Origin of the sequence: Amnibacterium endophyticum (genome assembly GCF_042680685.1) — a bacterium.
GTDB classification, from domain to species: Bacteria; Actinomycetota; Actinomycetes; order Actinomycetales; family Microbacteriaceae; genus Amnibacterium; species Amnibacterium endophyticum.
Window position 1 is genome coordinate 1 of record NZ_JBHUEA010000005.1, and the last position, 24,298, is coordinate 24,298.

The 24,298-nt window shown below is 72.3% G+C and carries 20 protein-coding genes; 12 read left to right on the plus strand and 8 right to left on the minus strand.

Features of this window, described 5'->3' with window-relative positions; genetic code table 11:
- Together ACFSBI_RS04565 and ACFSBI_RS04570 are read left to right on the plus strand one after the other, a co-directional pair.
- Window positions 1–1,615: right-handed parallel beta-helix repeat-containing protein (locus tag ACFSBI_RS04565; RefSeq protein WP_465252513.1), on the plus strand; the 1,615-nt coding region annotated here is incomplete at its 5' end.
- Window positions 1,616–1,631: 16 nt separating this feature from the next.
- Window positions 1,632–2,552: a glycosyltransferase family 2 protein gene (locus tag ACFSBI_RS04570; protein WP_377932493.1), complete on the plus strand. Its 921-nt coding sequence runs from the start codon at window positions 1,632–1,634 to the stop codon at window positions 2,550–2,552.
- Window positions 2,553–2,794: 242 nt separating this feature from the next.
- On the opposite strand, the gene ACFSBI_RS04575 is transcribed toward ACFSBI_RS04570, so the two are convergent.
- The 8 genes from ACFSBI_RS04575 to manA all read right to left on the minus strand — a co-directional run bounded on the left by ACFSBI_RS04575 (window position 2,795) and on the right by manA (window position 12,767).
- On the minus strand, window positions 2,795–3,685 hold the full coding sequence (locus tag ACFSBI_RS04575; protein ID WP_377932495.1) for a DUF559 domain-containing protein: 891 nt from the start codon (window positions 3,683–3,685) through the stop codon (window positions 2,795–2,797).
- Window positions 3,686–4,035: 350 nt separating this feature from the next.
- Window positions 4,036–5,454, minus strand: a complete 1,419-nt coding sequence (locus ACFSBI_RS04580) for a hypothetical protein (RefSeq protein WP_377932497.1) — start codon at window positions 5,452–5,454, stop codon at window positions 4,036–4,038.
- A complete protein-coding gene (locus tag ACFSBI_RS04585) occupies window positions 5,451–6,518 on the minus strand; it encodes a glycosyltransferase family 4 protein (RefSeq protein WP_377932499.1) in 1,068 nt (355 codons plus the stop codon). The genes ACFSBI_RS04580 and ACFSBI_RS04585 overlap by 4 nt, the downstream gene beginning before the upstream one ends.
- Window positions 6,519–6,526: 8 nt before the next feature.
- The gene (locus ACFSBI_RS04590; RefSeq protein ID WP_377932501.1) at window positions 6,527–8,002 is read right to left on the minus strand and encodes an oligosaccharide flippase family protein; all 1,476 of its coding nucleotides are present in this window, start codon (window positions 8,000–8,002) and stop codon (window positions 6,527–6,529) included.
- Window positions 8,003–8,069: 67 nt separating this feature from the next.
- Entirely contained in the window at window positions 8,070–9,716 is a 1,647-nt protein-coding gene (locus ACFSBI_RS04595) for a hypothetical protein (RefSeq protein WP_377932503.1), read from the minus strand.
- A 68-nt stretch (window positions 9,717–9,784) separates the two neighbouring features.
- Window positions 9,785–10,387: a hypothetical protein gene (locus tag ACFSBI_RS04600; RefSeq protein WP_377932504.1), complete on the minus strand. Its 603-nt coding sequence runs from the start codon at window positions 10,385–10,387 to the stop codon at window positions 9,785–9,787.
- Window positions 10,384–11,184 carry a CDP-alcohol phosphatidyltransferase family protein gene (locus ACFSBI_RS04605; RefSeq protein WP_377932506.1) on the minus strand — a complete coding sequence of 267 codons (801 nt, stop codon included), beginning with the start codon at window positions 11,182–11,184 and terminating at the stop codon, window positions 10,384–10,386. Before ACFSBI_RS04605 ends, ACFSBI_RS04600 begins: the two co-directional genes overlap by 4 nt.
- A gap of 251 nt (window positions 11,185–11,435) precedes the next feature.
- Window positions 11,436–12,767, minus strand: coding sequence for a mannose-6-phosphate isomerase, class I (manA, locus tag ACFSBI_RS04610; protein ID WP_377932508.1), 1,332 nt, complete (start codon window positions 12,765–12,767; stop codon window positions 11,436–11,438).
- Window positions 12,768–13,061: 294 nt separating this feature from the next.
- Here manA and ACFSBI_RS04615 point away from each other — a divergent pair, with 294 nt between their 5' ends.
- From ACFSBI_RS04615 to ACFSBI_RS04660, 10 genes are all read left to right on the plus strand, one after another.
- Window positions 13,062–13,376: a GIY-YIG nuclease family protein gene (locus ACFSBI_RS04615; protein WP_377932510.1), complete on the plus strand. Its 315-nt coding sequence runs from the start codon at window positions 13,062–13,064 to the stop codon at window positions 13,374–13,376.
- A 160-nt stretch (window positions 13,377–13,536) separates the two neighbouring features.
- Entirely contained in the window at window positions 13,537–14,844 is a 1,308-nt protein-coding gene (locus ACFSBI_RS04620) for an O-antigen ligase family protein (protein WP_377932512.1), read from the plus strand.
- A gap of 195 nt (window positions 14,845–15,039) precedes the next feature.
- The gene (locus ACFSBI_RS04625) at window positions 15,040–16,227 is read left to right on the plus strand and encodes a DUF1972 domain-containing protein (RefSeq protein ID WP_377932514.1); all 1,188 of its coding nucleotides are present in this window, start codon (window positions 15,040–15,042) and stop codon (window positions 16,225–16,227) included.
- On the plus strand, window positions 16,220–17,389 hold the full coding sequence (locus ACFSBI_RS04630) for a glycosyltransferase (protein ID WP_377932516.1): 1,170 nt from the start codon (window positions 16,220–16,222) through the stop codon (window positions 17,387–17,389). Before ACFSBI_RS04625 ends, ACFSBI_RS04630 begins: the two co-directional genes overlap by 8 nt.
- Entirely contained in the window at window positions 17,386–17,916 is a 531-nt protein-coding gene (locus ACFSBI_RS04635; RefSeq protein WP_377932518.1) for an FAD synthase family protein, read from the plus strand. Before ACFSBI_RS04630 ends, ACFSBI_RS04635 begins: the two co-directional genes overlap by 4 nt.
- A 78-nt stretch (window positions 17,917–17,994) precedes the next feature.
- Window positions 17,995–19,059, plus strand: a complete 1,065-nt coding sequence (locus tag ACFSBI_RS04640; RefSeq protein ID WP_377932520.1) for a hypothetical protein — start codon at window positions 17,995–17,997, stop codon at window positions 19,057–19,059.
- Between the two features lie 164 nt (window positions 19,060–19,223).
- Window positions 19,224–20,249: a UDP-glucuronic acid decarboxylase family protein gene (locus ACFSBI_RS04645; RefSeq protein ID WP_377932522.1), complete on the plus strand. Its 1,026-nt coding sequence runs from the start codon at window positions 19,224–19,226 to the stop codon at window positions 20,247–20,249.
- On the plus strand, window positions 20,249–21,643 hold the full coding sequence (locus ACFSBI_RS04650; RefSeq protein ID WP_377932523.1) for a UDP-glucose dehydrogenase family protein: 1,395 nt from the start codon (window positions 20,249–20,251) through the stop codon (window positions 21,641–21,643). The genes ACFSBI_RS04645 and ACFSBI_RS04650 overlap by 1 nt, the downstream gene beginning before the upstream one ends.
- Window positions 21,640–22,758, plus strand: a complete 1,119-nt coding sequence (locus ACFSBI_RS04655; protein ID WP_377932525.1) for an NAD-dependent epimerase/dehydratase family protein — start codon at window positions 21,640–21,642, stop codon at window positions 22,756–22,758. Before ACFSBI_RS04650 ends, ACFSBI_RS04655 begins: the two co-directional genes overlap by 4 nt.
- A complete protein-coding gene (locus ACFSBI_RS04660; protein WP_377932527.1) occupies window positions 22,755–24,179 on the plus strand; it encodes a glycosyltransferase family 2 protein in 1,425 nt (474 codons plus the stop codon). Before ACFSBI_RS04655 ends, ACFSBI_RS04660 begins: the two co-directional genes overlap by 4 nt.
- Window positions 24,180–24,298: the final 119 nt, after the last annotated feature.

Here is a 24,298-nt window from a genome sequence, read left to right on the forward strand (position 1 = left end):
CGCGGCGCGCCGGCCGGCGACCGCCGTCCCGCGCAGCGCGCCGCCCGCGCCCTTCGGCCCGCGCGAGGCGCGCGGCACGGTGGCGGCGCTGCCCGCCACAGGTCCGGTCCCGCAGATCGCTGCACCGTCGTTGCGCACCGGACCGATCCCCGTCGTCGGGCAGGAGCGCGTACGCCGCCCGGTGGGCCGGTGGTTCGCGGTCGCGGCGGCCCTCGTCGTCGCCGGCGGCGTGGTCGCCCAGCTGACCGCGCAGCAGTCGGTCGCCGAACCGGCCGCGGCGGTGCGCGCCGCCGACACCGACACGTCGGACCTCCCGACCACCGCCACCGACGAAGTCACGACGGCACCGGCCTCGCCGTCCTCGAGCGGCCCGGGCTCGACCGCGTCGTCGAGCGGCGTCCCGACGCCGACGACCTCGGGCGGCTCGCCCTTCGTGGCGGTGCCCGTGCTGCCGGGCGAGCAGCCGACCGAGCCGGGCGCGGCCGGCGAACGCGGCGACGATCCCGTCCCGTCGCCCGGTGACGTCGACGCCGGCTCGCCCTCCGCGGACCCGAGCCGAGCGACCTCGTCCGCTCCTTCCCGTCCCGCTCGTCCTTCGCAGTCGACCTCGGCGTCGCCCTCCGCCCCGGCGTCGACGACCGCCCAGCCCTCCGACGGCCCGTCCGCGTCGGCTGCGCCCACGGAATCACCCGAGTCGAGGCCCACCGCCGCGCCGACGGGCGACGCCTCCGCGGTGCGCTCCATACGAGCGGCCGCCTCCGACGCCGGGGGGAAGAACCTCGACCTCGGCGCCGGCACCTGGCGGTTCGACGACTTCCGCGACGACCTGCTCGGCGTCCACCTGTCCGGCTCCCTCGTCGGCGCGGGGTCGTCGCGCACGACGATCGCCATGACCCCGAAGTCGTCGTCCAAGCGCTCCTCGGTGCCGAAGAAGGCGTGGACGACCAACCAGCTCTCGCTGCTGAAGGTGAGCGGCGCGACGCGGCTGAGCGGCTTCACGCTGCGCGGCACCGAGCAGGGCCACCTCTACAACGGGCTGCGGATCAGCAAGAGCTCGGGGACGAGGATCACCGACGTGAAGGTGCTCTCGGTGCCCGGCAACGACGACATCCCGCCCGGCGAGACGTTCGGCATCAACGACTTCCACACCGACGGCAGCCGGTACAGCGGGGTCGAGGTCGACGGGAACGGGATCGCGAGCGCGAACTTCGGCACGAACAGCTCGAAGAACACGACCATCGTCGACTCCTGGTTCCACGACTCCGGCCACGCGAACGGCGCGACCTTCTGGCAGACGAGGAACGTGACCGTGCGGGACACGCGCTCGACGGGCAACTACGACACCGGCTTCAACTTCGAGCGGGTCAGCGGCGACGTGCTGCTCGACCACGTGACGGTGAAGGGCAACCGGCTCGCGCACCTGCGCATCAACAGCGACCAGGGCAGCGCCGACTACCGGATCGTGGACCCGGTGTTCGACGGGCCGAAGCTGAAGATCCTGATGACCGCGAAGTACATGGGGCACGCCAACCTGCAGAAGCGGTCGGACGTGAAGGTGATCATCAGCGGCGTCGACCGCACGGACGAAGTAGTCCAATGGGTCACCCACTTCTGAGGCGGGAGGAGCGCTGATGACCGACACCCGCGTCGTGGTCGCGGTGCTGACCTACAAGCGGCCGGACGACCTCGCCGCCGTCCTGCCGCTGCTCGTCGACCAGGCGGTCGACGTGCCGGACGGGTTCGCCGTCGAGGTCCTGGTCGTCGACAACGACCCCGCGGCCGGCGCACGGCAGCAGGTCGAGGCGTTCGCGGCATCGGTACCCGTCCGGTACGAGCACGAGGCGGAGCCCGGGATCGCCGCCGCGCGCAACCGGGCGCTCGACCGCTCGTCCGATGCGCGCCTGCTCGTGTACATCGACGACGACGAGCGGCCGGAGCCGCACTGGCTGCGGCTGCTGCTCGAGACCTGGCTCGGCCACGCCGCGGCCGGCGTCGTGGGCCCGGTGGTCTCGACGTTCGCCGTCGAACCCCCCTCCTTCGTCCGCGCGGGTCGGTTCTTCGACCGCCGCAGGCTGCCGAGCGGCACCGCGGTGACCGTCGCCGCGACGAACAACCTGCTACTCGACCTCGACCTGGTGCGCGCGGCGGGACTCCGCTTCGACACGACGCTCGGCACCGTCGGCGGCAGCGACACCCTCTTCACCCGCGGGCTCGTGCAGGCCGGCGGCCGCATGGTGTGGTGCGACGAGGCGGTCGTCGTGGACGTGGTGCCCGCCGAGCGGACCACGACCTCGTGGAACCTGCGGCGCGCGCTCCGCAGCGGCAACAGCTGGTCGGTGACCGCGCTGCGGCTCGAGCAGGGCGGCCCGCTGCAGCGCGCTCGGCTCGTGGGGCGGGGCGCGGTGCGCATCGGCGGCGGCGCTGCGCGGGCGGCGTGGGGCGCGGTCGCGCGCTCGGAGGCGCACCGGGCGCGCGGGATCCGCTCCGTCGCCCGCGGCACGGGCATGGTGATGGGCGCGACGGGCCTGCTCTACCGCGAGTACAAGCGCTGACCCCTGTCCACAACGCGGACTTGCCCCGAATCGCGGCTCGCCCCGGCGCGTCACGACAACCAGAGGCAACCCCGCGCCTCCGAGGACGCGGACTTGCCTCGTGTTGCGGATCGCTCCGGCGCGTCATGACAAACCGAGGCAAGTCCGCGTCACTCGCGACGCGGACTTGCCTCCTTTTGCGGATTCTTCCGGCGCGTCGCAGCAACGAGTGGCAAGCGCGCGTCGAGGCGGATCGGAGGAGCTCAGGCGCGGGAGGCGATCGCGGCTCGGATGCGCTGGGGGATGTCGTCGCGGCGGTGCGCCAGGTCGTCCTTCGTGATCCGGATCACGCGCCAGCCGAGCGCCTGCAGCAGCTCGTACCGGTGGACGTCCTTCAGCAGGATCGCCTTGTCGACGAAGTGCAGCTCGCCCTCGTACTCGATCACGATGCGCCACTGCGGGTACACGAGGTCGCACTCCGCGATCCACCGCCCCTGCTCGTCCAGGACGTCCTCGTTGATCAGCGGTTCGGGCAGGCCGGCCGCAACGATGAGACGACGCAACTCCGTCTCCTTCGGCGAGCGCACCCCCGCCCGGAGCTCCGGCAGCGCGCGGTTCAGCAACGACTGCCGAGGACGATCGCCGGCCCGGACAGCGCGGAGAAGGGCGTGGAGGGTGAGCGGCTGAGGTCGCCCCTTCGCCAGGAGGCTCTCGCCGGCGATCACGAGGTCGTCGAGCCCGAGCACCGTCGCGAGCTGGCACCAGGCCTCCTCCGCCCGCGCGACGGGGAGCCCCTGGACCTCCGTCACGAGCCCCGGACGATCGACGAGCAGGTGGCCGCGGACGCCGCGCCCGCGTGGCTGCCGCTGGCCGGGCCGGACCGCGACGTGCACCTCCGTGCGCTGCTCGACGACCAGCGGGAGCCACATCCCGTGCAGCAGGGCCGCCGTGGTGTGGGAGAAGAACTGGCCGACCGGCATCTTCGGCGCGTAGTGCTCGGCGAGCTCGACGACTGTCGTCGGTGCCGTGAACGCCCGCACGCCGTGGAACGGCTTCGCCCACGAGTCGTGCCGCAGCTCGGCGGGGGTCAGTCCGGCGGCGAGGCCGTCCGAGTACGTGAAGGCGTCGCCGAGTCCGGGAGCGTTCCGAGCCATGCGCGGGAGCGTGGCCCGCCCGCGCCGACCTCAGGGCGGCGAGTTCCGCGGACGTGGCGATCCGGGCCCGGGTCCGCCCTGGGGAGGAGCGGAGTCCCCGATCCGGGAGACGTGGACCGGTCTCGAGCCGGCCAGCCGGACCGCCCGCTCGCGCACGTGTCCGGACGCGAGGAGCGGCCAGGGCGCGACTGCGGGGACGCACGCTTGCCGCACGTTGTCCTGACACGCCGAGCCGTGCAGCAGAACGTGGCAAGTGCGCGGTCGCGGAAGCGCACGCTTGCGCCTCGTTGTCGCGACACGCCGCAGGCGCCAGCAACAAGTGGCAAGTCCGCGGTATCAGCGGGTCGGGCTCATCGTGCGGCGGGAGTTGCGCGGGTGCGGGACGACCGAGCACGCGCGGGGGCGGAGGCGAGGGCGAGGGCGGTCAGCGCCGCGGAGGACGGCCAGGCGAGCACGTCGAAGACCAGCGCGGTCGCGGCGATGACGAGCACGACCGGCAGCAGGGTGCGCTCGGCCCGGACGAGCGCGAGCACCAGCAGCGCGACGAAGAGCGCGACCGCCACCAGGCCGCCCTGGGAGAGCAGCAGCACCAGCTCGTTGTCGACCGCGCGCAGGCCGTCCTGCTGCAGCAGCCCCGCGCCGAACATGCGGCTCGTCGACGCCCAGCCGTTGCCGAGCAGCACGGCCGGCGGCGTCTGCTCCGTCAGCAGCCCGGGCACCGCGTCGAGCGCGCCGGCGCGGTGCGTCGCGGAGCCGCTGCCCAGCCAGACGCCGAGCAGCGGGGCGGCGACCAGCGCCGCCACGACGAGCACCGCCACGGCCCCGGCGACCGCGATCACGGCGCGCCGGCCGAGCCGCCACCGCGGCACGAGGACGACGGCGACGAGGACGGCGAGCAGGATGCTGTTGCGGCTGCCGGAGAGCACCAGCCCGGCGGCGAGCGGCACCGCCGCCGCGAGGCGCACGCGCACCGGCAGCGCGACCGCGTTCCGCACCAGCAGCGCGACCGCGACCGCGAGCAGCACCCCGAGCGGCAGGGGGTGCCCGAGCGTGCCCTGCGACCGCTCGAGACCCGCCAGCAGCGGGTTCGGCAGCCCCTTCGCGACGCCGGCCGCAGTCGTCTTGGCCGCGGCCCACAGGCCCGGGGAGCCGAGCAGCGGCTCCACCACGGCGAGCACTGCCTGCACCACCGCGAGCAGCAGGAGGAAGCGGAGGACCCGGCGTCGGACCGCGGAGGACGCGCCACCGAAGAGGAGGAACACCGACCCGAAGGCGAGCACGAACGGCGCCATCCGCAGCAGCCCGTACCGGTCGGGAGCGACCAGCGTGGCACCGCCGAGGACGACGACGAGCGCGAGGGCGAGGGCGAGCCACCAGCGACGCGGCAGCGGCCCGCCGCGCCACAGCGCGAGCACCGTCGGAACCGCGATCGCGAGCCCCATCGCCACGATCAGCTCGCCGCCCGACGCGACCCGGGTCACCGGGACCGCGACGAGCAGCAGCAGGACGGTCTCGAGCGCGACCACGCGCCGCACGTCCGCGGAGGCGCCGATCGCGAGAGCGACCGCCGCGGCGCCGACCAGCAGCACCCCGGCGTAGAGGCCGAGCAGCAGCGCGCCCGGGTCGGCTCGAGCGCTGCCCGCCCCGACCGCGACGAGCAGCGCGCCGGCGACGAGCAGCCCCGCCTCGAGCGCGGGCCCGGCGGTGATCCGCGTCCGGACGCTCGGCGCGCTCGCGCGGAGGGCGGCGAGGGCGGTGCGCCCGCTCATGCCGGCACCGCCGTGGTCATCGCCGCATGCGCGGCGCGCTCGAAGGCCGGCGCGACGGCGTCGATCGTGAAGCGCTCGAGCGCCCGCTCCCGCGCCGCGGCGCCCAGCTCCCGACGGCGCACCGGATCGCGGAGGCCGCGGATCGCCTCGGCGAGCGCCTCGACCTCCCCCGGCGGCACCGTCATCCCGGTCCCGCCGAGCGCCCAGACGACGGGCTCCGCGGCGGAGGCGACGATCGCGCGGCCTGCGATCATCGCATCGACCAGCTTCGCGGGCAGCTGCGCGGGCGTCCAGAGGGTCGGGAGGCTCGGGACGGCGACGACGTCCGCGCCGCGCACGAGCGCCTCGCCCTCGGCGAGCGTCGTGGTGCCGAGCCAGCGCTCCCCCGCCGAGGCGTCCGAGGGCGGCGCAGCCGTCACCTCGAGCGCGACCCCGGCCCTCGCGGCCGCGACGCGCAGCACGTCGACGCCCTTGTGGCCGCGGACCGACCCGACGAAGCGCACGACGGGCTCGTCCCGCTCCGCCCAGGTCGGCTCCGGCCCGGCCGCGCGCACGTGCGGGATCACCTCGCCGCCGTACATCCGCTGCAGCACGGGGTTGCTGACGATGCGCGGCACCTCGCGGACCGCGGCCCCGAGCGCGGTGACGGCTCGGCGGGACGGGAGGAAGCCGGGCCGGCGCAGCCGTTCGAGCGGCGGGCGCCAGGTGGTCCGCACCTCCACGTCCGGGTCGTCGACGTCGGCGAGCAGCGGGGTGCCGTCCCGCTCCGCGAGCGCGACGCCGAGGCTCGGCACCAGCGGCTTCACCGCGATCACGAGGTCGGCGCGACCGATCGCCGCGCGCACGGCGGGCAGCGCGGCGGCGCGGTCGGCGGAGGCGGGCACGACGCAGTCGTCCGCGAACGGGCTGCCGGCGAGCGGCGCCCAGAGCGCGCTCCCCTTCACCCCGACCACCTCGGTCCGCCACCCGAGGGCGCGGCTCAGCGCCCAGAGGCACCAGGTGCGCCCGAGGGAGTTGTTCTCGAAGTTCGGCGTCACCAGGGCGACGCGGACCGGGGCGGACATCGTGCCGATCATCCGCGCCCGGCGAGCGCGCGCACGCGCGCCAGGCCGTCTCGCGCCGCGGCGGGGTGCGCCAGGCGCAGCACGCCGACCGCCAGCAGGGCGAAGACGACGCCGCCGGCGAGCGCGGTCGCGATCGCCGGCATCGGCAGCAGCGCGACCAGCAGGTAGCCGAGCGCGCCCCACGCGGCCGCGTGGACGGGCGGGAGGATCGCGCCGAGCTGCTGCCGGGCCGTCACGCCGGCGAGCCGGTGCTGCACGACGAGCAGCACCGGGACGAGCAGGAACCCGCCGACGGCGTAGCCGACCGCGACGCCGAGCAGCCCGAAGGGCAGCCCGGCGACGATGCCGGCGACCTGCACGACGGTCGACAGCACCTGGAAGCGGAGGCCGAGGCCGGCCCGGCCCGTCGCGCGCATCAGCACGGGGGTGACGTAGAAGACGGTCTCGCGGGCCCCGGCGAGCGCGAGCACCGCCATGACGGGCGCGGTCGGCGCCCAGGCGGCACCGAGCAGCACCTCGACCAGCTGGGGTGCGGCGCAGGCCACGAGCACCATGGGCGGCACGGCGGTCAGCGCGAGCAGCCGGGTCGCGCGCGACAGCTGCTCCGCCAGCTCGTCGCGGCGCCCCTGCGCGCGCGACAGCACCGGGAAGAGCACGCGGTTCACCGACTGGCCGAGGAACTGCACCGGGATCACGAGCACCCGGTACGCCATCGCGTACTGGGCGAGCGCGGCCGCGCCGAGCAGGTGGCCGACGAGCACGGTGTCGGTGTTGCGGGAGAGGTAGGCGACGCCGTTCGTGGCGAAGACCCGGCCGCCGAAGCCGGCGAGCGGGGCGAAGGCGGCGAGGCGGAGGTTCGGGACCGGCCCACCCTCCAGGACGAGCAGCGCGACGGCGACGACGCCGTCCGCGACGAGGACCGACAGCACCATCGCGAAGGCGCCCGCGCCCGAGAGCGCCGCTGCGAGCCCGACCGCGGTGCCGAGCGCCGCGCCCGCGATCTCGACGACCGCCACGGGCTTCAGCGCGAGCCTGCGCAGCAGCATCGCCCGCGGCACGATCGCCGCACCCTTCAGCAGCAGGCCGGGCCCCAGCCAGAGCAGCAGGGCCGCGAGGCCGGGGGCGCCGAGGAAGGCGGACAGCAGCGGCGCGGTCACGACCGCGAGCAGGCCGAGGACGGCGGCGCTCGCCAGGTTGATCGTGGCGGTGGCGCCGGCCGAGCCGGTCGGCAGGTCGGGTCGCTGCACGAGCGCGGCGGCGAGCCCCTGGTCCAGCAGCAGCGCCGCGAGCGTCACGACGACCGTGGCCGCGGCGACCGCGCCGTAGGCCTCCGGTCCGATGATCCGGGCGAGCACGAGCGCGAGCAGGATCTGGAAGCCCTGCCGGCCGAGCACGGACAGGCTGCTCCACCGCACGGCCGTCGCGGCGGCGCGCCCGCGGAAGGCCGAGGCGGACGTCTGGTCCGTCACCTCCGTCGCTCGCATGCGCACCCTCCCCGTGCGGTCGAGATCCCGAGGTCCGGACGAGTGCTCGTCCGGACCTCGGGCTCTATCACTTGACCGTGATGGCCTTGCCGTCGCCGGTCGCGCGGTTCCCGAAGGGGTCGACCGCGCGCAGCTTGTAGGTCACCTGGCTGCCGACCGTCGTGGTGTCGGTGCAGCTGTAGGTCGGCCGGCTCCAGTAGTACCGGGCCGGGGTGCTCACGGTGCAGGCGACGGCCGAGGAGCCGTTCGGCTGGTAGCGCAGCACCTGGGTCTGCAGGTACTTGTTGTCGCGGTCGAAGTTCGCCTTCCAGCTGATCTTCACCTTGCCGCCGCCGAGCGCCGAGACCGTGGGCGTGAAGGCCGAGCCGGAGAGGCGCGGGCCGTCGGCGTTCGGGGCGATCGAGGAGACCGCGAAGCGGGCGAGCCCCTGCTGGGCGTTGCCGTTGACCGCCTTGAACTCGCCGCCGTAGACGACGTAGCGGCTGTCGCCGGACACGCTCCACACCGCCTGCTTGAGGCCGGTGTAGGTGCCGACGGTCCAGGCCGGGTACCAGTCGAGCAGGCCCGGTGCGGGCTTGCCGCCGAAGTTCGTGTACTGCTTCTTGGTCTGCTTCTTCACGGTGCCCTCGACGGACTTCGTGAAGGCGAGCGAGTGGTTGTAGCGGATCGGCTTCGTCTGCTTGAAGCCGCCCGTGGTGCTGCAGTCGTGCGCGTGGCTCGCCGTGTAGACGACGTCCCCGATCGGGAACGAGTCGTAGGTGTCGCCCTTGCAGTCCTCCAGCCAGTGGATGCCGCCGCCGCTCCACTTCGCGGCCACCAGGCCCTCCAGGCGCTTCAGCCCGCTGATGGTCGGGTGGTAGGAGTAGCCGCTCAGGTAGACGTAGTTCGAGTCGCTCGAGACGCTGTAGATGGCGGCGTCCGGCCCGCTGTTCGTGACCGACTTGTTCACCGCCCAGCTGAGGTTCGAACGGCCGGTGCCGCTGCTGACGCGGGCGCTGCCGAGCGCCTTCTTGCCGTTCATGGTGCTGAAGTGGCCGCCCACCACCACGCTGGTGCCGGACGGCGACACGGCGATGCCCTGCACCGCGCGGTTCGCCGACGGACGCCAGGACTTCAGCGATCCGGTGGTGGAGAACGCCGCGAGGCGGGTGCGCTTCTTGCCGCTGGCGCTCGTGAACTGGCCGCCGGCGTAGACGGTGCCGCCCTTCACGGCGACGGTGTAGGGCAGCGAGTTCAGCGAGCCCTTGAAGGTGCGGTTCCGGCCCGTCACCGCGTCGATCGCCGCGATGCGGGTGTGCTTGGCGCCGTTGACCGCCGTGAAGTTGCCGACGGCGTAGATGGTCCGCTTGTCGCTGGAGACGGCCAGCGAGCGCACCTCGGAGTTGAACCCGGGCGCGAAGCCCGGCAGCAGCTCTCCGGTGCGGATGTCGTAGGCGAGCATGTTGGAGCGCCGGACGCCCGACGCCGACGTCGGCTCGCCCGCCTTCCGGACGCGGCTGAAGCGGCCCCCGGCATAGACGGTGTCGCCGATGACGACCTGCGTCCACACGACGCCGTTGATCTGCGGCGCGGGCAGCGAGTCGGTGGAGACGGTCGCGGGCGTCCCCTTCGCGGGGCGGGTGTCGGCGAAGGCCGCGGTCGGCGCGGCGAGCAGCCCGGTCACGGCGAGCGCGCCGGCGACGAGCAGGGCGAGCGGACGGCGGCTCGCGGGCATGGGGACGTCCTTTCCGGCGACGGGCCGGGTCGTGGTGCGGGGCACGGGTGCGGTCGGTGCGGCGCGCGTCAGCGCGGAGCCTTGCCGGTGAAGGCGACGACGGGGTTGCTCGTGGAGGTGTCGAGGGAGACGACGACCTTGCCGCGGTCCGACCGCGGGATCGTGAAGACGTAGACGCCGGTCACGCTGCGCCCTGCGGCCACGCTCGAGGGGAACGGGCGGCTGCTGCTGTCGATGAGGTAGGCCGGGTCGCCGTACCTGCCCGCGGCCGCGTTCACGACCGTGTCGACGAGCGAGACGGTCCTGTCCGTCGTGTTGGTCACCGTGATCGCGAAGCGCACGCCGGGGCCGCCGATCTCGCCGGGGCTCGACGTCTTCACCGTGACCGCCTTCATCGAGGTCACCTCGGCGGTGAGGTCCGCGCGGATCGGCGCGTCGCTCGTGATCGGGGTGGAGACCGTCGCGCCCGGCGTCGGCACGGGGCTCGGGGTCGCAGCGGGTGCGGAGGTCGCGGGCGCCGACGTCGACGGTGCGGCGGTCGGGTCGGCCTCCGCGCCGATGCTGGAGGACTGGACGGCGCCGAAGGCGGTGACGGCGATCACGGCCGCGACACCGGTGCCCACCGCAGCGGTGGTGATCCGGGCGCGGCGCGACGACGCGGGGGCGTTCATCGGGAGGGCTCCTTGACGGGGTCGAGTCGGGCGATGTCGCGGTACCACTTCGGCAGCGCGAGGGCGAGGTAGGCGGCGGACGCCGCGAACAGCAGGGTGTAGACGAGGCGGAAGGCGTCGGGCCAGCCGAGCAGCAGGAACGCGAGGATCAGGACGCCGTAGTCGGTCGGCGCGCCGAGCAGCGCGCGCAGCGGCGTGCTCCCGCCGCGGATGACCGCGGTCGTGGAGCTGCGCAGGCGCGCGGCCTTCAGCAGGTCGTTCAGCAGGAAGACCGCGAACGAGACCGCGGCGACCGCGCCGAAGCCGATCGGCACGAGCAGCCAGGCGCGCTCGCCCGCGGGGACGAGGAAGCGGTACGCGGCGATCAGCACCGCGGCGTGCAGGGTCGCGAGCTTGACGGCGTCGACGACGTGGTCGAGCCACTCGCCCGCCGCGCTGCCGCCGCCGCGCAGGCGGGCGACCTGACCGTCGGCGGAGTCGAAGGCGTAGCCGGCCGCGAGCAGCAGCGCGACGGCGAGCCCGAGCGCGAGGCTCGGCGGCACGAGCGCGAGCAGCAGGATCGCGATGCCGCTGAAGGCTGCGCTGATCGCGGTCACCTGGTTCGGCGTGAGCCCGGCGCGATACGCGGCCGCGGCGATGAGCCGACCGAGCGGCCGGTTGACGTAGATCGAGTACGCGGGCGCGCCGCGGCCAGCGGGCTTCTGCGCGCCGCGCAGGCGCTGCAGCACGGACCGGTAGGTCTCGATCTCGGGCGCGTCGAAGGCCGGGCGGGCGTCGTGGACCGTCGGGGAGGGCATGAGGCGGGTCCTCTGTCAGATCGCGCTGGGTGACGCGACCGGCTCACTGTAGAGGGTTCTTCGAGTTCCGCAAGAGGCCCCTCAACAGGGGGTTCCCCCGATGCCCCTGACGGGCCCCAGACCTTTGCAGCGACCGTCCGGGGACTGAGTCCCAACCTGGTGTCGACCGACAGCCGGCCGTGACGAACCCGTAGCCGGGCGGGCGCGTCCGCCCGGCTGATCGGGGGGGGGCGGACGCGGCACGCACCTTCTCAGGGCGTGGTCGCGACCACCGCGATCGCCGACCCCGTGAACGTGAGCGGCCCCTCGTCCGGCGAGACGAACGCGGCCTCGCCGCGCGCCAGGTCGACCGCGCCCTCCGTGCCCGCCACCCGCGCGGTGCCGGACAGCACGAGCACGATCGCCGGGCCGTTCAGCGGCATCGTCACCGCGGCCGGTCCGCTCAACCGGTAGCCGTGCACCGCCGCCTCGTCGCCGATCGCGATCCGCGCCAGCTCGAAGTCGCCCTCGGCAGGCCGGTAGACGACCGCGCCGTCCGTCGGCTCCTCGGGACGGATCGCCGGCACCGGCAGCGCCTCGAAGCGCATGATGGCCAGCAGCTCGTCGACGTCGACGTGCTTGGAGGTCAGCCCGCCGCGGAGGACGTTGTCGCTCGCGGCCATCAGCTCCACGCCGAAGCCCTCGAGGTAGGCGTGGGGCACGCCGGCACCGAGCGCGAGCGCCTGCCCCTGCTGGAGCGAGACGCGGTTCAGCAGCAGCGCGACGAGGATGCCGGGGTCGCCGGGCGACGTGTCCGCGAGCACGCCGATCGTCTCCCACTCGCGCGCGAAGCTGCTGGTGGCGGACATCCGCGCGGCCGCGCGCACGACGGCCGCGACCTCGCGGTCGACGTCCTCGCCGCCGCGGAGCGCGTGCTCCACGAAGTCCTGCAGCGCGTTGCCCGAGCCGCTGTGCGCGGGGACCGTCGTGCCCTCGCCCGGCATGCCGTCCTCGACGACGTGCCACGAGCTGCCGGTCGAGCCGGTCGCGGCGGGGTCCCCGGCCTCGAGGCGCTCCGCGAGCCCGCGGATCACGCCCCGGTCGTCGCCCTCGGCGACGGCGCCCAGCTCGGCGAGCAGCATCCGCGTCTCGCTGAGGTGCCGGAAGCCGGCGAGCGCCTCGAAGGTCGGCGACAGCGCGAGGATCAGCTCCGGCTTCGGGGAGTCGTCGCGGTAGTTGCGCTCCGCCGCCTCGATCGGGACGCCGGACCGCTCCTCGCGGGCGAAGCCGGTCTTCGCCTGCTCCGCGTCGGGGTGCACCTGGAGGGAGAGCGGCTCGTCGGCCGCGAGCAGCTTGAGCAGGAACGGGAGCCGCTCGTAGCGCGGGCCGAGCGCGGCGGCGGGGTCCTCGGCGATCAGGTCGTCGAGGCGTCGGCCGGCGGAGCCCGGGGTCGCCCCGGTCGCGGTGCTCGGGCCTGCGGGATGTGCGCCGAACCACAGCTCGGCCTCCGGCCCGCCGCTCGGCTCGCGGCCCGTGAGGTCCGCGATCGCCTTGCGCGACCCCCAGGCGTAGTCCTTCATCGCGCCTTCGATGCCGACGAACACGGCCGCCCCCCTCCCGCCGGATCGGTTCCGGTCGCCCCGCATTCCTACCGGTCCGCCCCGGACCTCCGCTCCGTGCCCGAGTGCGAGCGGTGGTCTCGACAGGCTCGACCAGCGGGTGACGTCCGCCCACCCCGCTGGTCGAGCCCGTCGAGACCACCCGCCCGTCCACCCCGCCCCGCTGGTCGAGCCCGTCGAGACCACCCGCCCCGCCCCGCCCCGCTGGTCGAGCCTGTCGAGGCCAGCCGCATGTGGAGAACGTCGACCGGCTGCGGAGTCCGCTCGATACCGTCCGCCATGCCCTGGACCTACATGCTGCGCTGCGCCGACGGGTCCTACTACGTCGGCAGCACCTGGAACCTCGACGTCCGCCTCGCGCAGCACGCCTCCGGTGAGGGCGCCGAGTACACGAAGCGCCGACGCCCCGTCGAACTCGTCTACGCGGCCGAGTTCGACCGCATCGACGAGGCCTTCGCCTGGGAGAAGCGGCTGCAGGGCTGGAGCCGCGCGAAGCGGGAAGCCGTGATCCGTGGCGACTGGGCAGCGCTTCCAGGGCTGAGCAGGTCGAAGACGCCGAGGCGCGCCCCTGCCGCGGATTCCGACAGCGAGTGATGCGGGCGGTGGTCTCGACAGGCTCGACCAGCGGGACAGGGTCGACCAGCGGGACAGGGGCGACCAGCGGGACAGGGGCGACCAGCGGGACAGGGTCGACCAGCGGAAGCGGGACGGCGCGGAGCCGGGCGGGAGGCGGGAGGCTCCGTAGACTCGGCGGGTGCGCAGCGAGCGGGCGAGGGACGTCTTCGTCTTCGTGGCCCTGTTCTCGCTGTGGGACGGCGACGGCATGCGCAACGCGCTCAGCTGGTGGGGCTTCGGCGCCGTCTCGCTCGCGCTGCTGGTCGTCGGCGTCGTCGTGCTGCGGCAGGAGCGCGCGCGCCTGAAGCCGCTGCTGCGCAGCTGGAGCGCGGCCCCGATCCTCGGCTTCATCGCCTTCTGCCTGCTGTCGACCGCGTGGTCCGAGTACCGCCTCGCGACGCTGCTCGGCTGGACGATCCAGGCCGCGACCGCGACGGTCGCCGTCGCGCTCGCCGTCGCCCGTCCGCCCGGACGGCTGATCGCGATCGGCGCGCTGATGCTGCACGTGCACCTCGCGCTCGCGATCGTCTTCGAGGTCGCGGTCGCGCTCTCCCCCGCCGGCGAGATCCTGCCGCTCTGGACCGACTACGGCGCGAACGTGCCGGGCGCCTACTACTGGAGCCAGGGGCTCATCTTCTCCGGCGGCCGCATCCAGGGCATCGTCGGCAACGCGAACCTCACCTGCTTCATCGCCGTGCTCGCGCTGATCCTGCTCGCGACCCTCTGGCGCGCGGGCCGGCTCCGCCTGCGGCTCGTCGTCGCCGGCGCGGCGCTCGACCTGGTCGCCATCGCGCTCAGCCGCTCCGCGACCGCGCTCATCGCGCTGATCGCGGTCGCCGCCGCGGCGGTCTTCGTCCTCGGCTACCGCCGCGCCGGGCCGGCGGTCCGCGGCGTGCTCATCGGTGGCGGCGTGCTCGCGATCGCGGTCGTGGCGCTCGGGTCCTCCCGCCTCGCGGAGCCGCTGCTCGCGGTGCTCGGCCGCGGCGACGACTTCACCGGCCGCTTCGAGATCTGGCGCCTGGTCGGGCAGCTCGTCGCCGACCATCCCGCGCTCGGCTGGGGCTGGATCGGCTACTGGGCGCCATGGGTCTACCCGTTCGACAACCTGGTCGTCCGCGCCGGCGTGCAGTACCTGCAGGCGCACAACGCCTACCTCGACGTGCTGATGCAGACCGGGGCCGTGGGACTGCTGCTCTTCGCCATGGTGCTGGGCTCGCTGATCTGGCGCGCGCTCCGCCTCGCCGTCGTGCCGCGGCCCTTCTCCGCGCTGCCGCTGCTGCTCGTCGTGGCGCTGCTGACGCAGGCGCTGGCGGAGAGCCGGCTGCTGATCGAGGGCAACTGGGCGCTGCTCGTGACGCTCTCGCTGCTCGTCCCCGCCGCGTCGACCTCACGCGACCTCTCCACCGCCCCCGAACACGGGGGCGTGCGCGATCGGGCCCTTCACTAGGCTCCCCCTCACCACTCGGTCTCGACCCACGCGGACTACCCGGTCCGTGCGCGCCCGAGGGGCACCCGCTACCCGCCGCCGCGCCCCGATCGCGGCAGCGCACGACCGACCCGCCTCGGGCGCGCGCACCCACCCGAGGGACCCATGACCTCACTCGCCTCAGCTCCCCCCAAGCACCGGATGGGGATCGCACCGATGCGCATCGCGATGCTCGGCACCCGCGGGGTCCCGGCCGCATACGGCGGCTTCGAGACGGCGGTGGAGGAGGTCGGCCAGCGGCTCGTCAGCCAGGGGCACCGGGTGACCGTCTACGGCCGCTCGACGGGCGAGCAGGCGCCGCGCGAGCACCTCGGCATGAAGCTGGTCACGCTGCCGGCGCTGCGCACGAAGACCCTCGAGACCCTCAGCCACACCGCACTGTCGGCCGCCCACCTCGGCGCGACCCGCCGCCACGACGTCGCCTTCGTCTTCAACGCCGCGAACGCGCCGCTGATCCCGATGATCCGCAGCCGTGGCACCGCCGTCGCCGTCCACGTGGACGGCCTCGAGTGGAAGCGCGACAAGTGGGGCGCCTGGGGCCGCCGCTACTACCGCATGGCCGAGCAGGTCGCCGTCCGCGAGGCGGACGCGCTGATCGCCGACGCCCGCGGCATCCAGGACTACTACACGGACGAGTTCGGCATCCAGACCGACCTCATCACCTACGGCACCAAGATCCTGAAGGACAGCCCCACCGACCTCATCGAGGGCATCGGACTCGTGCCGGGCCACTACCACGTGGTCGTCGCGCGCTTCGAGCCGGAGAACCACGTCGACGTGATCGTGGAGGGGTACCGCCGCAGCGGCGCGACGATGCCCCTCGTCGTCGTCGGCAGCGCGCCCTACGCGGCGGAGCACACCGAGCGGATCCGGCGGCTCGCGGAGGGCGACGCCCGCATCCGCCTGCTCGGCGGCGTCTACGACCAGCGGATGCTGGACCAGCTGTACTCGCACGCCCTCAGCTACCTGCACGGCCACAGCGTCGGCGGCACGAACCCGTCCCTGCTGCGCGCGATGGGCGCCGGCACCGCGGTCGTCGGCTGGGACGTCGTCTTCAACCGCGAGGTCGCCGGCACGGCGGGCCTCTACTTCTCGTCGGCCGCGGAGCTCGCGAGATCGATCGAGGAGGTGGAGCGGTACCCGTTCCGGTTCCGCGACATCGGCGAGCTGATGCAGGAGCGGGCGCGGGAGCGCTACGACTGGGACGCCGTCACGGAGTGCTACGAATCGCTCGCCGCGAAGCTGGCGCGCGGGTACAGCACCCGCGGCATGTCGAGCGGACGCCGGGCGCAGTCGGCGTGGTCCGTCCGCAACCCGCAGGCCGCGGACGCCGCTCGTGGCTGAGCGACGCACCGCGCTGCTCGCCCACCCCGGAGCGGAGCTGTACGGCTCCGACCGGATGCTGCTCGAGACCGTCGCCGGCCTCGTGGAGCACGGCTGGCGGGTCGTGCTCGCCGTGCCGAACGACGGTCCGCTCGTCGCGGAGGCGCAGCTGCTCGGCGCCGACGTGGTCTTCGTCGACGTGCCCGTGCTGCGCAAGAGCCTGCTCAGGCCGACCGCGCTCGCCGGCACGGCGCTCTCCTCCCTCGCCGGTGCCGTGCGCATCGCGCGGCTGCTGCGCGACGTCGAGCCGACCGTCGTCTACGTCTCGACCCTGACCCTGCCGCTCTGGGTCGCGGTCGCCCGCGCCCGTCGCATCCCCGTCCTCTGCCACGTGCACGAGAGCGAGCGCCGCGCGAACCGCCTGCTGCGGGAGGCGCTCGCCTGGCCGCTGCTGCTCGCCGACCGCGTCGTCGTGAACAGCGCGTTCAGCCGTGACGGCCTGCTCGAGGTCGCCCCGGGCCTGACCCGCCGTTCCACCGTCGTCTACAACGGCGTCGCAGGACCGACCGAGGTCGTGCCCGCCCGTCACGAGATCGACGGGCCGCTGCGGATCGTCTACGTGGGCCGGCTGTCGCCCCGCAAGGGCCCCGACGTCGTCGTCGACGCGCTCGCGCAGCTCGTCGCGGCAGGGGTCGACGCCCGCCTCGAGCTGGTCGGCGGCGTCTACAGCGGCTACGAGTGGTACGAGCGCGACCTGCACGAGCAGGTCGAGCGCCTCGGCCTCGGCGACCGCGTCGTCTTCACCGGTTTCCGCCCGTCGATCTGGAGCGCGCTGGCGCGCGCCGATGCGGGCGTCGTGCCCTCCCGTGAGGAGGAACCGTTCGGCAACACCGCGGTGGAGGCGGTGCTCGCCGGACGTCCGATCGTCGTCAGTGCGATCGGCGGCCTGGCGGAGGCGATCGACGGGTTCGCCTCCGCCCTGCCCGTCGAGCCCGACGACCCGGCCGCGCTCGCCGCGGCGCTGACTCGGATCGCGAACGACTGGCCCGGGTTCCGGGACGACGCCGCTCGGCTCGCACCGGTCGCGGCCGCCCGCTTCGCACCCGAGCGCTACCGACGCGAGATCGCCGGTGCGATCGCCGCCGTCGCCCACGTGCCCGCCGACGAGCCGGTGCTCGCATGACCCGCGGACCGCGCATCGGCGCTGAACCCACGGTGCCGACGCTCCGCGTCGGCGCTGCGCCCACGGCACCGACGCTCCGCGTCGGATACGCCGCCGGGGCGTTCGACCTGTTCCACATCGGGCACCTGAACCTGCTGCGCCATGCCAGGAGCGAGTGCGACCACCTGATCGCCGGCGTGGTCAGCGACGAGATGCTGCGCGAGGTGAAGGGCATCGAGCCCGTCGTGCCGCACGCGGAGCGGATGGAGATCGTTCGCTCGATCACCTACGTCGACGACGTGTGGCCGGAGACGCTGCCGGACAAGCTCGACACGTGGCGGCAGGTCGGCTTCACCCACTTCTTCAAGGGCGACGACTGGCGCGGCACCGAGAAGGGCCTGCGCCTCGAGGCGGAGTTCGCGAAGGTCGGCGTCGAGGTCGTCTACTTCCCGTACACCGCGTCGACCTCGTCGACGGTGCTGCGTCGCGCGCTAGCCTCCCTGGACAGGGGCGCTCGTGTGGAGGCGGAGCGCCACTCCCCCGCCTGATCCGAGTACCGCTCGGCGGCCACCGCGGCACGACCACCGCGAGCGAGGCCCATCACTCGACAGCGACACTCTGAGCAGATGATCAAACGACGAGACGTCCACCGGCTCTGGAGCGCCACCCTTCCCGCACCCACGCGCACAGTGCGGCTGGAGGCGCCGGGTTCCTTCGCTCCCCTCGGTGGCATCTCGGGCGGCGACCTCGGGGCGCAGGCGGGCGACCGAATACTCGTGCCTGCGGGGCGCTACAGCCACCTCGACCTTTACGGGCTCCACGGACGGCCGGACGCCTGGATCTCGTTCGAAGCCGCTGACCTCGACGACCCGCCGGTCATCGACGCGCGCGAGACAATCCGCAACGGCATCGACATCCAGCAGTGCTCCTTCGTAGCGCTCTTCGGCTTCCGCATCGTCGGTGCCGTCGACGGCCGCAATCCGGACAGCTCCGGGGTCGCCGTCTTCCGGGGCTCGAAGGCTGTCCGGGTGTGGAGCTGCGACGTCAGGAACTTCCCGGGCGGGGGGATCAACTGCTTCTACACATCCGCCACCGACTGGGAAGGCACCCGACTTCCGGCTGGCGGCTGGGACGGCGTCGACGTCGCGTTCAACCACATCTCCGGGTGCTGCAGGCGGAGCGCCTACAACACCTCCGGTATCAGCTTCTTCGGAGCGGAGCACCTGGAGGGAGCCGAGATGCCGGAGGCTTTCGGGTACCGCGCCCTCCACAACACGATCGAGGACTGCGAGTGCGACGTGCCGTACTCCATCGGTGGATTCGACTTCGTCACCGACGGCAACGGCATCTCCGTGGACTGCCTCGCTCGCCGCAACTCGCTCACTCCAGCCCTGCCCTCGTACCGAAAACTCGGTCGCGTCGTGGGGAACCTCGTGCAGCGCAACGGCGGCCGAGGTCTGCACGTGCTCGACTCCGGGAACCTTGAGCACGAGGGGAACGTGTACATCGGAAACCTGAGAACCCTCAGTCCCGCTTTCGAGGGAGCTGCGGAGGTCGAGGTTTCTGCGTCGGTCGATGAGGCGGACGTGTCAGGCGTCGTGCATCGCAACAACGTCGTGATACCGAGATTGGGAAGGCTCGATATCGCCGGTCCCGGCCAGACAACGCATGACCTCATGGCACCCGGATAACGGGGGAGCAGACCATTCACTTCCTGGTCATGCGACAGAAGTTGCACTGAAGGCCCCTCACATGTTCAGATTCGTCGCAGCGCTCCTCCCCCGAGCGCCGCGCGCACCCACGCGCACTCGCTTCCGGTCACCCAGCCGGATCGAACATGCCGGGAGGCCTATCCATGCACGTCCTCGTTTCCGGTGGGGCCGGCTTCCTCGGCTCCCACCTGTGTGAGACGCTCGTAGCGCGAGGCGATTCCGTCGTCGCGGTCGACGACCTTTCGACCGGCCGGACGGAGAACCTCGCCGCGCTGAATCAGCATTCGCGCTTCCGACTCGTGGTCGCGGATGTCACCGAACCACTCGGGCTTGACGAGCCGTTCGATGCGGTGGTCCACATGGCGAGCGCGGCCTCGCCTGCTGACTACCACCGCTTGCCGCTCGAGACTTTGCGTGTCGGAAGTCGCGGCACCGAGGTCCTCCTCGAACTCGCTCAACGCTCGAGGGCACGCTTCGTCCTCGCCTCCACAAGCGAGGTGTACGGCGATCCCGAGGTGCATCCCCAGCGGGAGGACTACTGGGGTCATGTCAACCCGAACGGGCCCCGCAGCGTCTACGACGAGGCCAAGCGTTATGCAGAGGCCGTCACCGCGGCCTATCGCCGCTCTCACGGGGTGAACACAGGCATCGCGCGAATCTTCAACACCTACGGGCCCCGCATGCGCGCCATCGACGGCCGCGTGGTCACGACTTTCATCGCGCAGGCGCTGAACGGCGACCCGATCACAATCTACGGGGACGGTTCGCAGACCCGGAGCTTCTGCTACGTCGACGACCTGATCCGCGGGCTGATCGCGCTGGTGGACGCCGACGTGCCCGGACCGATCAATCTGGGCAACCCGACAGAGCGCACCGTCGACAGCCTCGCGGAGCTCGTCATTGCCCTGGCACGGTCCTCATCGCGGATCGAGTTCCACCCGCTTCCGCAGGACGACCCGACCCGACGACGTCCTGACATCACTCTTGCCCGGCAGCAGCTCGGCTGGGAGCCGCACGTGGGCATCCTCGATGGACTCGAGGCGACGGTGCGCTGGTTCGCGTCGAGACGCGACGAGGTCCGGGCTGCAGCGACGGCGATCGCCGGCGCGCAGCCGACCGGTCCGGTCCTCATCGTCGGGTCCGAGATGAACACGAACGAGGCAGCCTGATGAGGATCTCGGTGTACGGGACCGGCTACCTCGGAGCGGTGCACGCCGCCGGGCTCGCGGCGATGGGTCACGAGGTCGTCGGCATGGACGTCGACCCGATGCGGATCGGACCTCTCGAGCGCGGCGAGGCGCCGTTCTTCGAGCCGGGGCTCCCGGAGCTGCTCTCGAGAGGCGTGGAGTCGGGTCGATTGCGTTTCACGACCTCGATCGATACGGCGGTCGAATTCGGGGACGTCCACTTCGTGTGCGTCGGAACTCCGCAGCTGCGCGACGGCAACGGCGCTGACCTGCGCTACGTGGAAGCGGTGGTCCGCGACATTGCGGAACGTCTCGATCGCTCCGTACTGGTCGTGGGCAAGTCGACGGTCCCCGTCGGTACCGCCCGGCAGCTCGCGGGCCTGCTTCACGACCACGCCCGCCCGGGGTTGGGGGCCCGACTCGCTTGGAACCCCGAGTTCCTCCGCGAAGGATTCGCCGTCGAGGACACGTTGCGACCGGACCGGCTGGTGTTCGGCGTCGAGGACTCGCCTTCCGAGGAGATTCTTCGAGACCTCTATCGGCCAGTGCTTCAGACCGGCGTTCCCTGCTATGTGACCGACCTCGAGACATCTGAGCTCGTCAAGGTCGCCGCGAACTCGTTCCTCGCCATGAAGATCTCGTTCATCAACGCGATGGCCGAGGTGTGCGAGCAGGTGGACGGCGACGTCGTAACCCTCGCCGACGCGATCGGCGAGGACGCGAGGATCGGACGTCGCTTCCTGAATGCAGGAGTCGGCTTCGGTGGCGGCTGCCTCGGTAAAGACATCCGAGCGTTCCAGGCGCGCGGCGCAGAACTCGGTCTCGCCGACTCCCTCGCCTTCCTCGCCGAGGCGGATCGAGTGAACGATCGAAGGCGGGATCGCGTCGTCGACCTGGCCTCGAGTCTACTCGGCGAGCTCGCGGGCCGACGCATCACCGTGCTGGGCGCCTCGTTCAAACCCGACAGCGACGACGTGCGGGACTCGCCCGCGCTCGCCGTCGCGCGGCGTCTCCACGCTGCGGGCGCGCAGGTGGTCGTGCACGACCCCGAGTCAATCTCCAACGCCCGGCAAGCGGCGCCTGAGCTGAGCTACGAGCACGACGTGGAGGTCGCCGCGCGCGGCGCGGATCTTGTCGTGCACCTCACCGAGTGGCGTCAGTACGGGGCCCTGGACCCGAGGGAGCTCGGTGAGGTCGTATCCCAGCGACTGCTGATCGACGGGCGCAACGCGCTCGATCGCGACGCATGGAGCGCCGCCGGTTGGACCTGTCACTCCCTCGGCCGCCCGTCGGTCGGCCCCTGGGCCGGCGTGACCAGCGCCGTCCCGTTCCCGCTGTCGGCCGCCGCCGACTCCAACAAGGAAGAAGTCGCATGAACATCCTCGTCACCGGCGGAGCCGGTTTCATCGGATCGCACGTCGTCGAGCTGCTGCTCGAGCAGGGCCACACCGTCCGCGTCTACGACAAGCTGGTCGGCCAGGTTCACGGCGGGAGCGGACCGCGCTACCTCCCAAACGACGTCGAATTCGTGCAGGGCGACATGAGCGATCGGGCGGCGTTGGACCATGCGCTCGCCGGCATCGATCAGGTCGTCCACCTCGCGGCCGAGGTCGGAGTGGGGCAGTCCATGTATGAGATCCAGCGCTACGTCGATGCGAACACCGGTGGTACCGCGCTGCTGCTCGACGTCATCGTCAACGGCCCGCACAAGATCGGGAAGATCGTCGTCGCGTCGTCGATGTCGATCTACGGCGAGGGCTCCTACTCCTGTTCGGAGCACGGCGACCAGGCCCCGCGGCTGCGGACGGAGGAGCAATTGCGCGAACGCAACTGGGAGCCTGGCTGCCCGGTCTGCGGTCGAGCCCTCGCTCCCCTGCCCACCGCCGAGTCGAAGCCGCTCTTCCCGACCTCCGTGTACGCCATCTCCAAGATGGATCAGGAGCTGCTCTGCCTCAGCGTCGGCGCTGCATACGGTATCGACGTCACCGCAGTGCGGTACTTCAACGCCTACGGACCGCGGCAGGCGCTCTCCAACCCCTACACGGGCGTCGCGGCGATCTTCTCCGGACGCCTCCTCAACGGGCAGCGTCCGATCGTGATGGAAGACGGCGAGCAGATGCGTGACTTCATCCATGTGAAGGACGTCGCCCGGGCGACGGTGCTGGCGCTGACCGCTCCCAAGGCTGCGGGCAAGGCCGTGAACGTCGGGGTCGGAGACCCCATCTCCATCACGGAAGTCGCGCGCACCCTGGCGAAGGCGCTGGGCCGCGAGGACCTGGAGCCGGACATCACGCACCAGTACCGGGCCGGCGACATTCGCCACTGCTGGGCTGATCCGTCGCTCGCGAAGGAGCTGCTCGACTTCGAGCCGGAGTACCGATTCCGTGACCGGGGCGTGCAGGAACTCATCGGCTGGGTGTCGCACCAGACCGCCGAGGACAACGCCGTCGCAGCCAACGACGAGCTGCGAAAGCGGGGACTCACGGTATGACCTCGCCGATCCTGGTCTGGGCGCTCGTCGCGGTCCAGGCGTTTTATCTGACGTCGATCCTGGTCACGCTGTGGTTCTTCCTCAAGCCGGTGAACCGCGTCGATCGAACGGCTCCGCTTCCGGCGGATCCACCTCAGATCGTTCTCTTCTACCCGGTACTGAACGAGCTCGAGGAGACGATGCGCACGACCTTCATGAGCATCGCGCGTGCACCGTACCCGGCTGGTCTGGTTCGCGTGATCGGCATCCCGAACTCCAATGACAGCGGGTCGGTCCAGGCTCTGGAGCGGCTCACCACTGAGTTCGACTTCCTCGAGGTGATGCCGGTTCCGCCGACCACGCACCCGTCCTGGAACGCCGTCTGGTCCTCTTGGGACGCCAATCCCAAAGCCTACTGGTGGCACGAGGGCCGACGTGCAGGTCAACGCGATCTCCCACCCAAGAAGACCCGGCAGCTGATTTGGGCGATGTACCAGACAGCTCCGGACAACCGGGAATCGCTGCTGTCCTACATCGATGCCGACAGCGCCGTGCCGACGGACTACTGGCACACCGCCGCCGTCGGCATGGAGTCCTACGACGTGGTGCAGAACACGAACATCACCGGGAACCCGCTCGCGACTTGGCCGACCGCCTTCTACGCGATGGACCACATGTCTTGGGACTCGTCGCTGTACCGGCATATGACCGCTGACGGGAAGCACCCCTTCTACGTGCTCGGCAAGGGCCTGTTCTTCCGGTTCAGCGACCTGATCGAGCTCGGCGGCTTCCACCCGTGGTTGACGATCGAGGACCCGGAGGTCGGGATGCGCCTCTGGACCAACGGGCGTCGCCTTGGCGTCGTCGAATCGCCGCTGGTAGAGGAGGTGCCGGCCACTTGGGCACAAGGGGTCACGCAGCGCAAGCGATGGGTCGCGGGCTTCTTCCAGTCGCTCGCGCAGCCCTTGACCTCGATGGGGATGCGACCGCTCGACCGATTCAAGGCTCGGCTGAACTTCTTCCCGACGCTCTCTCTCGCCTTCAACCCGGTCGGCTGGATCGTCGGCATCATCGCGATCGTCGCCATGATCCGGTCGGCCGGTGCAGCCTTCCCCCTCTGGGTGGCTGTGCTCTCCGCGGTCACCTTGCTGCTCGCCGCTGTGCTCATCGTGGCCCGCTGGCTCAGTTCGTGGACGCTGCTGCGGGACGTCATGCCTTCTCGCGCGCGGCGTCTGCTGTACCTCCTCCTGGTCAATCCGGTCTTCATGCTGGGCTATTGGCTCTGGTGGACTGTGCCGATCGCGATTGGATTCGACATGTGGCGTCGCGACCGGGGCCTCGTGTGGGAGCGCACCGAGAAGCGGGACGCGAACCACCGTCTCGTACGCGAAGACCGATCGACGACGACAGTGTCGGAGGTAACGCACAGAGAAGCGGCCTGAAGACGGTCATGGGTGGGTGGATACACCCTCCTGCCCATGACCTCCGCCTATAAGCGGGGCGCCGGCGCCGCCCAAGGTTTTCGAGCGCGTGCCCGGCCGGGCCTGGCCCCGGCGAGGTC